This is a genomic window from Yersinia kristensenii (genome assembly GCF_900460525.1).
GTDB classification, from domain to species: Bacteria; Pseudomonadota; Gammaproteobacteria; order Enterobacterales; family Enterobacteriaceae; genus Yersinia; species Yersinia kristensenii.
Genome location: NZ_UHIY01000001.1, coordinates 868,006 through 880,014, shown reverse-complemented (window position 1 = coordinate 880,014; position 12,009 = coordinate 868,006). Strand labels below are relative to the sequence as shown.

Sequence of the window (12,009 nt, the reverse complement as noted above, 5' to 3'; positions counted from 1 at the left end):
AATGAAAGAACTCGTTTTACCTCTGCCCGATGAGGCAGCAACCGTTGCATTAGGAGGCGCTTTGGCTCATGCCTTCGAGGGTGCCAGTGTTATTTATCTATTCGGTGACTTAGGTGCCGGAAAAACAACGTTTAGCCGCGGCTTTCTTCAGGCCCTTGGCCATGCTGGGCATGTTAAAAGCCCGACTTATACCTTGGTTGAACCTTACGCGTTAGCCCCAAGGCCGGTTTACCATTTTGACCTGTATCGTCTGGCTGACCCCGAAGAGCTGGAGTTTATGGGTATTCGTGATTACTTTGATAAGCAAGCAATTTGTCTGGTGGAATGGCCACAACAAGGGGCTGGATTCTTACCTCAGGCGGATGTCGAGCTGCATTTAGCTTATCAGGCCGAGGCCCGCGAGGCCCGCCTGGTAGCCCTTTCTGATGCCGGTGCGGATGTATTGCGCCGTTTAGCTGCTGTGCAAGGATAATGTGATAATGATGCATAGCATTATGCGATTTAATTGCTTAACGCGACCAGGTTGTTGGACGAAAAAGACTTTCTGGCAGCCATCATTGGCAGCCGTCATGCTGATTATGGTGAGTTTATTTGCTCTGCCTTCCGCATTTGCCGCCAAACTTACCGACATTAAGGTCAACAATGGCCCGACTGAAAGCAAAGTGACACTCAGTTTTGATGGTCAGCCGGTGTATGCTTTCTTTTCTTTAAATTCACCTGAGCGGGTGGTGCTTGATGTCCGTCAAAGCGGCAATCTTTCCGGATTACCCCTGGAATTCAGTGGGCAGAATCTGCTGAAAAGAATTCGCTCCAGTACCCCGAAAGATGAACAAAGCACCCGTTTGGTGCTGGAACTGACACAAAAAGTCAAAACTCGCGCGGTGACTCAGCAGTCGGGCAACAATTACACCGTGGTGATCACCATGACTGCGGCGGCCAGTGCGCCGGTGCGGCAAACGCAGCCCACATTAAGCCAAAATAATGCGCCGCTGAACCAAACCAATACGCCGAGCCCCAACGCCGGGCGGTTAACTGCACCGGCGACGAATGCGGAATCACGGATCACCAGCGCTAATACCACGTCAGTAGCTAAAAATCCGTTTAACAACAAGCCGACGGTGGTGGTGAGCAGCGAGAACATCACGACGAATACTGCACGGCCGATAAAAACTGCCCGCCAGACCAATACCGCCAGTGCTGCGAACAGCTCCCGTGTGGTGGTGGCTATTGATGCTGGTCACGGTGGCCAAGACCCCGGCGCTATTGGACAAAATGGCTTGCAAGAGAAGAGTGTGACTATTGCTATCGCCCGTCGGCTTGAAGCGCTGCTTAACAGTGACCCGATGTTTAAACCGGTGTTAACCCGCAATGGCGATTACTTCATTTCGGTGATGGGCCGCTCTGATGTGGCGCGTAAGCAGGGCGCTAACGTGTTGGTCTCCATTCATGCTGATGCGGCACCTAACCGCAGCGCAACCGGAGCGTCAGTGTGGGTCTTGTCGAATCGCCGCGCTAACAGTGAAATGGGTAACTGGCTGGAACAGCATGAAAAGCAATCCGAATTGCTCGGTGGTGCTGGCGATGTGCTGGCCAACACCGCCTCTGACCCTTATTTAAGTCAGGCGGTATTGGATTTACAATTTGGTCACTCACAGCGGGTGGGCTATGACGTCGCCACCAAAGTGCTCAATGAGCTGCAAAGAGTGGGAGACATTCATAAACGTCGGCCTGAACACGCCAGTCTTGGGGTGTTACGTTCACCGGATATTCCGTCATTATTAGTGGAAACCGGCTTTATCAGTAATAGTACGGAGGAGCGGCTGCTTGGCAGTAGCGCGTATCAGGAGAAAATTGCTCAAGCCATTTATAAAGGTTTGCGCAGTTATTTCCTTGCGCATCCGCTACAAGCCGACCCAAAGGTCGAAAACCGCCCGCTTATTGAAACCGCGGCGGTTGATTCATCTTCACAGCGCTCAAGTGTTAGCCAGCCAGAGCCGGTGGTTAACAACATAGCAAGCAGCGGCAGGCCATCTGCCGCCAAACCCGCTGCGACGGGTAAAAGTCAGATTCATAAAGTACAGCGTGGTGAAACCTTATCCGGTATTGCTAGCCAATACGGCGTCAGCATGGCGCTGTTGCGGCAAAATAACACCCTGAAAAATGATGTCGTCTGGGTCGGGCAGCGCTTGAAAGTTCCCGCCTCGGGCACCGCTGCGGCTGCCGCGCCAAGAGCAGTGGCTAAAGCAAAGCCGAGCAAAAGCCAGCCGGTTAAACATCAGGTAAAACGCGGTGATACATTGTCGGCTATTGCTGCCAGATATGGTGTGTCGATGAGTGAGATTGAGCGGGCGAATAAGATAAAGTCAGGGAATGTCCAACTGGGGCAAACCCTCACTATTCCACAGTCGTAAGCGAAAGGAACTGCTATGCCAATTCAGATTCTACCCCCACAGCTTGCTAACCAAATTGCCGCCGGTGAAGTGGTAGAGCGGCCTGCCTCGGTAGTGAAAGAGTTGGTAGAGAATAGTCTGGATGCCGGTGCTACCCGAATTGATATTGATATCGACCGTGGTGGCGCGAAACTGATTCGCATTCGTGATAATGGCTGTGGCATTGGTAAAGACGATTTGGCATTGGCGTTGGCGCGCCACGCCACCAGTAAAATCAGTTCGCTGGAAGATTTGGAAGCTATTCTTAGTATGGGGTTTCGTGGCGAAGCATTAGCCAGCATCAGTTCAGTCTCGCGCCTGATTTTGACCTCGCGCACGGCGGAACAAAATGAAGCCTGGCAGGCGTATGCCGAAGGTCGCGATATGGCGGTGACCATCAAACCTGCTGCTCATCCGGTCGGCAGCACCCTTGAAGTGCTGGATCTGTTTTATAACACGCCTGCTCGCCGCAAATTTATGCGTACCGAAAAAACCGAATTTGGTCATATTGATGAAGTGGTGCGGCGCATTGCGCTGGCGCGCTTTGATGTGGCGATCAATCTCAGCCATAACGGTAAGTTAATGCGGCAGTACCGTGCCGCGACAGATCCTTCCCAACATGAACGCAGGCTGGCGAGTATCTGTGGCCCGGCGTTTTTGCAGCATGCGCTGGCGATTTCCTGGCAGCACGGTGATTTGACCATTCGCGGTTGGGTGGCAGATCCCGCCGCGAGCCGCACACTGAGTGAAATGCAATATTGCTACGTTAATAACCGGATGATGCGTGATCGGCTGATTAATCACGCAATCCGCCAGGCTTATCAAGATTTACTCAAAGACGACCAGCAACCCGCCTATGTGTTGTATCTGGATATTGACCCACATCAGGTGGATGTCAATGTGCATCCGGCTAAGCATGAGGTGCGTTTCCATCAAGCACGGCTGGTGCATGATTTTATTTATCAAGCGGTTACCACGGTTTTACAGCAAGCCGCTACCCCGCGGCTGAACATCAATGAAGATGGTGAAGAAATCGAAGCCCCGCGCTGGCAACCAGAAAATCGCGTGGCAGCAGGGGGGAATAAATATGCCCAACCGGAACCGGCGAAAACCGCGCCAGTGACGCGCACCTCTTCCCCCGAGCGAAGCGCCACGACAGAGCGGTCAATAGCCCGCGAACCCGCCCCAGCCTATAGCGCGGGCCAACCTTATCAAAAGCAACAAGGTGAATTATATCGCCAACTGGTACAGCCAGCCGTAGTGAATAAACCGGCGGCTGGAAGTCAAGCGGCGGTAGCGCCGCGTCAGAGACTTAATGACGAGCCACTGCGCGGCGATAATTACAGTTTTGGCCGGGTACTCACCGTGTTTCCGCCTTGCTATGCTCTTATTGAATATAAACAGGGCGTGGCATTACTGGAATTAACGGTTGCTGAGCGTTGGTTAAAGCAAGCTCAGTTGAATCCGCCCACGGAAGGGTTGCGCCCTCAGCCACTATTAATCCCATTAAAACTGACATTGGATAAAAATGAAGCGGCCGCCTGCCAGCGTCATCAGAAATTGTTAGTGACCATGGGAATAGAATTGGCGGTGGAACACGAAAAGGCGACTTTACGGGCAGTATCTTTACCATTACGCCAACAAAATTTACAAAAACTGATACCGGAACTGTTAGGCTATCTGTCGCAACATGAAGAGATATCGCCCGATGCTCTCGCCACATGGATTTCTCGCCATCTTGGCAGTGAACATGAGGTATGGAATGTGTCTCAAGCGATACAGTTATTGGCGGATGTTGAACGTCTTTGTCCACAGTTGGTAAAATCACCGCCAACTGGGCTATTACAACCTATTGATATAAAGGCTGCATTGGCAACCCTGAAACATGAATGATATTGAAAATCTAGACCGGCCACCGGCAATCTTTATTATGGGGCCAACTGCCTCGGGTAAAACGGCGTTCTCCATTGCGCTGAGACAGCGGCTACCTGTCGAACTTATCAGTGTCGATTCTGCCCTGATTTATCGCGGTATGGATATCGGTACCGCGAAACCCAGTGCAGAAGAGCTGGCATTAGCGCCACATCGGCTGATTGATATCCGTGATCCCGCGCAATCCTACTCTGCCGCTGATTTCCGTAAAGACGCATTAAAAGAAATGGCCGAGATTACCGCAGCCGGGCGTATTCCGCTGCTGGTGGGTGGCACGATGTTGTACTTTAAAGCGCTGTTGGATGGGTTATCGCCATTGCCGAGCGCAGACCCGCAAGTGCGCCAGCGTATTGAACAGCAGGCAGCATTACTGGGTTGGGAAGCATTACACCAACAATTGGCTGAAATCGATCCCATCGCTGCGGCGCGAATTCATCCTAATGATCCCCAACGGCTCTCCAGAGCACTGGAAGTTTTTTTTATTTCAGGTAAAACTCTAACAGAACTGACTAAAATTTCGGGTGAAACCTTACCTTATCGGGTTCACCAATTTGCGATTGCGCCTGTTAGCCGGGAACTGTTGCACCAGCGGATTGAATTACGTTTTCGTCAGATGCTGGATGCAGGGTTTGAAACTGAGGCTAGGGCGCTTTTTGACCGTGGTGATTTGCATACGGATATGCCAGCCATTCGTTGTGTGGGATACCGGCAGATGTGGTCTTATCTGTCCGGTGAGATTGATTACGACGATATGGTTTACCGCGGGATCTGTGCGACACGTCAACTGGCAAAGCGCCAAATGACCTGGTTGCGGGGCTGGAGTTCAGTCCAGTGGCTCGACAGTGATAAGCCGGGAGAGGCTTTAGACTCTGTAATACAGGTTGTTAGTGCATAGGTTGAATGATTGTGTACAATTGATTAGTACTCAACGCGCGGATTTTTTTACGCAGTTTATTTTCGAGCCGATAGGTTCTTAGTTAATAACAACAAGCAAATAAGGAAAATACAGAATGGCTAAGGGGCAATCTTTGCAAGATCCGTTCCTGAACGCATTGCGTCGTGAACGGGTTCCGGTTTCTATTTATTTAGTGAATGGCATTAAACTGCAGGGCCAAGTTGAGTCTTTTGATCAGTTTGTCATTCTGTTAAAAAATACAGTCAGCCAGATGGTGTATAAACACGCCATCTCTACTGTCGTGCCTTCTCGCCCGGTTTCGCATCACAGCAATAACCCGAGTGGTAGCACTAATAATTATCATGGTAGTAATCCATCTGCGCCGCAACAGCCGCAGCAGGATAGCGATGACGCTGAATAAAGCGCCTTGCTGGTCAACCATGACGGGGAACATAAGCAATGGATTCGGGCTTATGTTCTCCGCACTAGCGGTTTTGATCCGTTTGAGAGGTTGCACGTTTGTTTGACCGTTATGAAGGCGGTGAGCAGGCCGTACTGGTTCATATCTATTTCTCGCAAGACAAAAACTCAGAGGATCTGCGTGAGTTCGAAGCGCTGGTATCTTCTGCGGGCGTAGAAGCTTTGCAAATTGTGACCGGTAGTCGCAAAGCTCCGCATCCTAAGTTTTTTGTGGGCGAGGGAAAGGCAGTAGAAATTGCTGACGCAGTGAAAGCCAGTGGCGCGTCTGTTGTCTTGTTTGATCATGCCCTTTCCGCCGCGCAGGAGCGAAATCTTGAGCGTTTGTGTGAGTGTCGGGTTATTGATCGTACTGGGCTTATTTTAGATATTTTTGCCCAACGGGCCCGTACCCATGAAGGTAAATTGCAGGTCGAATTAGCGCAATTGCGTCATATTGCGACTCGCTTGGTACGCGGTTGGACGCATCTTGAGCGTCAAAAGGGGGGCATCGGCCTAAGAGGGCCAGGTGAAACCCAGTTGGAGACCGATCGCCGTTTGCTACGTGACCGCATCAGCTTGATTTTGAGCCGTTTGGAGCGAGTTGCAAAGCAGCGTGAGCAGGGGCGGCGTGCGCGCACCCGTGCTGATATTCCGACAGTATCTTTGGTGGGATATACCAACGCCGGTAAATCTAGCCTGTTTAACAAAATTACGGCAGCTGATGTTTACGCGGCTGACCAACTATTTGCTACGCTGGATCCCACTTTACGCCGTATTACTGTGGCTGATGTGGGCGATACAGTGTTGGCGGATACGGTAGGTTTTATCCGGCATTTGCCGCATGATCTGGTTGCTGCTTTTAAAGCGACATTACAAGAAACACGGCAAGCCTCATTACTGCTACACATTATTGATGCAGCTGATCCTCGGGTGGCCGAGAATATGGCCGCAGTCGATTCTGTATTGGCAGAAATCGAGGCGGATGAAATCCCTACATTATTAGTAATGAATAAAATTGATTTGTTGGATGATTTTATCCCGCGAATTGATCGCAACGAAGAAAATCTGCCAGTCAGAGTTTGGCTTTCGGCCCAAACCGGCGCAGGTATCCCGTTGCTCTTTCAAGCGTTAACGGAGCGTCTTTCAGGTGAAATCGCACACTTTGAATTACGTTTGCCGCCTCAGGCAGGCCGTTTACGCAGCCGTTTTTACCAGCTTCAGGCAATTGAAAAAGAGTGGATAGACGAGGACGGGAATGTCGGTATGGTGGTAAGAATGCCTATCGTTGATTGGCGTCGTCTCTGTAAGCAAGAGCAAGATTTGGTCAGTTATATTGTTAATGAGCCAGTACGGCTAATTGATTGATTATCTGATTTATTTTGCGAGATTAAGAGCCAGCTTCTTTGGCGTGTGCTCTTGGCCTGAAGAAAACCAATCATAGAAGAATGGAGCTAAAACATGGCGTGGAATCAGCCCGGTAATAACGGACAGGACCGCGATCCGTGGGGGAGCAGCAATAATAATGGCGGCAACTCTGGCGGAAATAACAATAATAATAAAGGTGGCCGTGACCAAGGGCCGCCCGATCTGGATGATATCTTCCGGAAACTGAGCAAAAAGCTAAGTAGCCTCACAGGCAAAGGTGGCGGCAACGGTAATGGCAACAATGGCGCGACACAAGGCCCTGCTTTTAGTGGGCGCATTGTGGGCATCGCTGTGGTTGCGGTTGTGGTTATCTGGGCGGCAAGTGGTTTCTATACAATTAAAGAAGCTGAGCGCGGTGTTGTGACTCGCTTGGGTAAATTAAGCCACATTGTGCAGCCAGGTTTGAACTGGAAACCGACTTTTATCGATGAAGTTACTCCGGTTAACGTCGAATCTGTACGTGAATTGGCTGCATCCGGGGTCATGCTGACCTCTGATGAAAACGTGGTTCGCATCGAAATGAACGTTCAGTATCGCGTAACTGACCCGGCCGCTTATCTGTTTAGCGTGACAAACCCGGATGACAGCTTGCGTCAGGCGACTGACAGCGCAGTGCGTGGTGTTATTGGTAAATACACCATGGACAAAATCCTCACCGAAGGCCGTACCATCGTTCGTAGCGATACTCAGCGTGTACTGGAAGAAACCATTCGTCCATACAAAATGGGTATCACTCTGCTGGACGTTAACTTCCAGGCAGCGCGTCCGCCGGAAGAAGTTAAAGCGGCGTTTGATGATGCGATTGCTGCCCGTGAAAACGAACAACAATACATTCGTGAAGCGGAAGCCTATACCAACGAAGTCCAGCCACGTGCCAATGGTCAGGCGCAGCGTCTGTTAGAAGATGCCCGTGCTTATGCCGCACGTAAAGTGTTGGAAGCGCAAGGTGAAGTTGCTGGTTTTGCCAAGTTGTTGCCTGAGTATAAGGCGGCACCGGAAATTACCCGTGAGCGTCTGTATATCGAAACCATGGAGAAAGTCCTCGGTCATACCCGCAAAGTGCTGGCGAATGACAAAGGTAATAGCCTGATGGTGCTGCCGTTGGATCAACTGCTGCGCGGACAAGGTGCTACAGAGAAAACGGATGGCAACAAAGACACCAGTCTGATTCGCTTGAATCCGCCTTCCTCTGCTAATAGCAGCCAAGAATCTGGTGCAAATAACTCGAATACCAGTTCAACCAGTGGCTCTATCATGGATCAGCGCCGAGCGAATGCTCAGCGTGATACTTCCACTCGCGTAGGGAGAGAATAACCAATGCGTAAGTCTATTTTACTTATCGTCGTTGTGGTGTTAGTCGCACTCTACGCTTCGCTGTTTGTGGTACAAGAAGGTCAACGCGGCATTGTACTGCGCTTTGGCAAGGTATTACGTGATAGTGATAACAAGCCGCTGGTGTACGCGCCGGGCCTGCACTTCAAAATACCATTTATCGAAACAGTGAAGACGTTGGATGCCCGTATTCAAACCATGGACAACCAGGCCGACCGTTTCGTGACTAACGAGAAAAAAGACCTGATTGTTGACTCATATCTGAAATGGCGCATCAGCGATTTCAGCCGTTACTATCTGGCCACTGGTGGTGGTGATGTATCTCAGGCTGAAGTTCTGTTGAAACGTAAATTCAGTGACCGTTTGCGTTCTGAAATCGGTCGCCTGAATGTACGCGACATCGTTACAGATTCACGTGGCCGTCTGACTTCAGATGTTCGTGATGCGCTGAATACCGGTAGTGTGGGCGATGAAGCCGTAACTACTGAAGCGGATGATGCTATTGCCTCTGCGGCAGCGCGTGTTGAACAGGAAACCCGTGGCAAACAGCCAGCGGTTAACCCGAACAGTATGGCGGCCCTGGGAATTGAAGTAGTTGACGTGCGTATCAAGCAAATCAACTTACCGGCAGAAGTCTCTGACGCTATCTTCCAGCGTATGCGTGCTGAACGTGAAGCGGTAGCCCGTCGTCACCGTTCGCAAGGTCAGGAAGAAGCCGAGAAGTTGCGTGCAACAGCTGACTATGAAGTGACACGTACTCTGGCAGAAGCAGAACGTCAGGCGCGTATTACACGTGGTGGCGGTGATGCAGAAGCGGCTCGTCTGTTTGCTGATGCATTCAGTAAAGACCCTGACTTCTATGCTTTCATCCGTAGCTTGCGCGCGTATGAAAATAGCTTCAGCAGCGGCAACGACGTGATGGTTCTGAGCCCTGAAAGTGATTTCTTCCGCTACATGAAATCGCCGGATAACTCGAGCAAACGTCCATAACGACTGTCGTGACAGCCCGTTTTTGACAGTAACAGTAAGGCCCGTTCACGCGGGCCTTTTCTATTTGAGGCCGCCTTTTCCATTTGATTGAGACAGAAAATGAATTCAACCATCTTATTAGCATTGGGTTTGGTTTTGGTACTGGAAGGGCTTGGCCCGATGCTTTACCCCAAAACCTGGCGCAAAATGATCCAGGCAATGACCGAATTACCTGATGCCACTTTACGCCGTTTTGGCGGAGGATTAGTGGTTGCAGGTGTCGTGATCTACTACATGTTGCGTAGCCGCATGGGTGGCTAAATGTAAGCACAAAAATTGTGCAGTTATGTGTTAAAAAGTACTGAAAGCAGCCGGATGAGATGTTAGAATCCTTTTTTAAGCAACCTGGTGATTTTTGAGATGGGTAAGAACGTCGTCGTACTGGGCACCCAATGGGGTGACGAAGGTAAGGGCAAGGTCGTTGACCTGCTGACTGAACGGGCTAAATATGTTGTGCGCTATCAAGGTGGTCACAACGCTGGCCACACTTTGGTTATCAACGGTGAGAAAACCGTTCTTCATTTAATTCCCTCAGGTATTCTGCGTGAAAACGTAACCAGCATCATCGGTAACGGTGTGGTACTGGCGCCTGACGCTTTAATGAAAGAGATGACAGAACTTGAAGCGCGCGGTGTGCCGGTACGTGAGCGACTGTTACTCTCCGAAGCATGCCCATTAATCCTGCCTTATCATGTAGCTCTGGATAATGCGCGTGAAAAAGCACGTGGTGCAAAAGCTATCGGTACTACCGGTCGTGGTATCGGCCCTGCCTATGAAGATAAAGTTGCTCGCCGCGGTCTGCGTGTAGGCGATTTATTCAACAAAGAAACTTTCGCGATCAAACTGAAAGAAATTGTGGATTACCACAACTTCCAGTTGGTGCATTACTACAAAGAAGAAGCGGTTGACTACCAGAAAGTGCTGGATGAAGTATTGGCAATCGCCGATATTCTGACCGCAATGGTTGTTGATGTTTCTGAATTGCTGGACGGTGCCCGCAAACGTGGCGATTTCATGATGTTTGAAGGCGCACAAGGCACTTTGCTGGACATCGACCACGGTACTTATCCGTATGTGACTTCATCTAACACCACCGCGGGTGGCGTTGCTACAGGTTCTGGCCTGGGCCCACGTTATGTTGATTACGTGCTGGGTATCGTGAAAGCCTACTCTACTCGTGTAGGTGCAGGGCCATTCCCGACTGAACTGAATGACGAAACAGGCGAGTTCCTGCGTAAGCAAGGCAACGAATATGGCGCGACTACTGGCCGTAGCCGTCGTACCGGTTGGCTGGATATCGTTGCAGTGCGTCGTGCTGTGCAGATCAACTCCTTGTCTGGCTTCTGCATGACTAAACTGGACGTGCTGGATGGCCTGAAAGAAGTTAAGCTTTGTGTTGGCTATCGTATGCCAGATGGTCGCGAAGTGACTACCACTCCGCTGGCGGCTGAGGGCTGGGAAGGTATCGAGCCAATCTACGAAACCATGCCAGGCTGGACAGAAACCACCTTTGGCGTGAAAGAACACAGTAAGTTGCCACAGGCAGCCCTGAACTACATCGCACGTGTAGAAGAGCTGACAGGTGTTCCGGTTGATATTATTTCTACCGGCCCAGATCGTGAAGAAACCATGATCCTGCGCGACCCATTTGATGCATGATTAATTAGCTGATGGCTAAATAATCAGAATTCAGACTTCAATAAACCGGGCTTAGGTCCGGTTTATTGTTTATACCCTTCTTGTATTGTTAACTGCAAAGTTAACTACTTTGGGTATAATTAGATGCAGAAATGACCTCGGATAAGCCGTTTTACATCAAAAGACTCGCCCTCCACCTAAAAGATTAGCCGCAAGCTTTATGGCTGGTTTATCATTCAAACTATAAGTTTCTAAATAGCACTTAGAATCGCACTTATAATCTATCCAAAACGTGTCATCTTAGATGGGTTTAAGCCGAGTAAACTGATACTCAGGGGTATATGTGCAGTTAACAAGTTTTACTGATTATGGTTTGCGGGCGCTGACTTATATGGCCTCGCTACCTCAAGGCCAAATGACCAGCATTTCTCAGGTAACTGAGGTCTATGGTGTGTCCCGAAATCATATGGTTAAAATAATCAATCAGTTGAGCCGTGTCGGGTTGGTCACTGCCGTGCGGGGGAAAAACGGCGGCATACGGTTAGGTAAACCGGCTGACCAGATTCGAATTGGTGATGTTGTTCGCCAGTTAGAACCTCTTTCTCTGGTGAATTGTAGTAGTGATTTTTGTCATATAACCCCCGCTTGCCGCCTGAAACAAGTGCTTAATCAGGCAGTACAAAGTTTCCTTAACGAGTTGGATAACTATACTTTAGCCGATATGGTTCAAGATAATGCCCCGCTCTATAAGCTATTACTTGTTGAGTAGCTTTTTGTTTAATAAAAAGATACATATACCCAAAGAACGTGGAGTTGCAGCTAAAGCCCCTGCGGCTTCAAGTAAGACGGGGATAGCAACCTGCTGCTGAC

The 12,009-nt window shown here is 50.0% G+C and carries 11 protein-coding genes; all 11 read left to right on the top strand.

Annotation, left to right across the window (positions count from 1 at the left end):
* Position 1: 1 nt before the first annotated feature.
* The 11 genes from tsaE (at position 2) to nsrR (ending at position 11,908) form a co-directional block, all read left to right on the top strand.
* The gene (gene tsaE / locus DX162_RS04065) at positions 2-472 is read left to right on the top strand and encodes a tRNA (adenosine(37)-N6)-threonylcarbamoyltransferase complex ATPase subunit type 1 TsaE (protein ID WP_004392469.1); all 471 of its coding nucleotides are present in this window, start codon (positions 2-4) and stop codon (positions 470-472) included.
* A gap of 97 nt (positions 473-569) precedes the next feature.
* On the top strand, positions 570-2,411 hold the full coding sequence (amiB, locus tag DX162_RS04060; protein ID WP_004392470.1) for an N-acetylmuramoyl-L-alanine amidase AmiB: 1,842 nt from the start codon (positions 570-572) through the stop codon (positions 2,409-2,411).
* 15 nt (positions 2,412-2,426) lie between these two features.
* A complete protein-coding gene (mutL, locus tag DX162_RS04055; RefSeq protein WP_004392471.1) occupies positions 2,427-4,322 on the top strand; it encodes a DNA mismatch repair endonuclease MutL in 1,896 nt (631 codons plus the stop codon).
* Positions 4,315-5,256 carry a tRNA (adenosine(37)-N6)-dimethylallyltransferase MiaA gene (gene miaA / locus DX162_RS04050; RefSeq protein ID WP_032820825.1) on the top strand — a complete coding sequence of 314 codons (942 nt, stop codon included), beginning with the start codon at positions 4,315-4,317 and terminating at the stop codon, positions 5,254-5,256. The genes mutL and miaA overlap by 8 nt, the downstream gene beginning before the upstream one ends.
* Before the next feature lie 115 nt (positions 5,257-5,371).
* A complete protein-coding gene (gene hfq, locus DX162_RS04045; RefSeq protein ID WP_004392473.1) occupies positions 5,372-5,677 on the top strand; it encodes an RNA chaperone Hfq in 306 nt (101 codons plus the stop codon).
* A 98-nt stretch (positions 5,678-5,775) separates the two neighbouring features.
* Positions 5,776-7,080, top strand: a complete 1,305-nt coding sequence (gene hflX / locus DX162_RS04040; RefSeq protein WP_004392475.1) for a ribosome rescue GTPase HflX — start codon at positions 5,776-5,778, stop codon at positions 7,078-7,080.
* Positions 7,081-7,173: 93 nt separating this feature from the next.
* The gene (gene hflK / locus DX162_RS04035) at positions 7,174-8,454 is read left to right on the top strand and encodes an FtsH protease activity modulator HflK (protein WP_004392476.1); all 1,281 of its coding nucleotides are present in this window, start codon (positions 7,174-7,176) and stop codon (positions 8,452-8,454) included.
* A gap of 3 nt (positions 8,455-8,457) precedes the next feature.
* Positions 8,458-9,462, top strand: coding sequence for a protease modulator HflC (gene hflC, locus DX162_RS04030; RefSeq protein ID WP_004392477.1), 1,005 nt, complete (start codon positions 8,458-8,460; stop codon positions 9,460-9,462).
* 99 nt (positions 9,463-9,561) lie between these two features.
* On the top strand, positions 9,562-9,762 hold the full coding sequence (locus DX162_RS04025) for a DUF2065 family protein (RefSeq protein WP_004392478.1): 201 nt from the start codon (positions 9,562-9,564) through the stop codon (positions 9,760-9,762).
* Positions 9,763-9,861: 99 nt separating this feature from the next.
* A complete protein-coding gene (locus DX162_RS04020) occupies positions 9,862-11,160 on the top strand; it encodes an adenylosuccinate synthase (protein ID WP_004392479.1) in 1,299 nt (432 codons plus the stop codon).
* A 322-nt stretch (positions 11,161-11,482) separates the two neighbouring features.
* A complete protein-coding gene (nsrR, locus tag DX162_RS04015) occupies positions 11,483-11,908 on the top strand; it encodes a nitric oxide-sensing transcriptional repressor NsrR (RefSeq protein WP_004392480.1) in 426 nt (141 codons plus the stop codon).
* Positions 11,909-12,009: the final 101 nt, after the last annotated feature.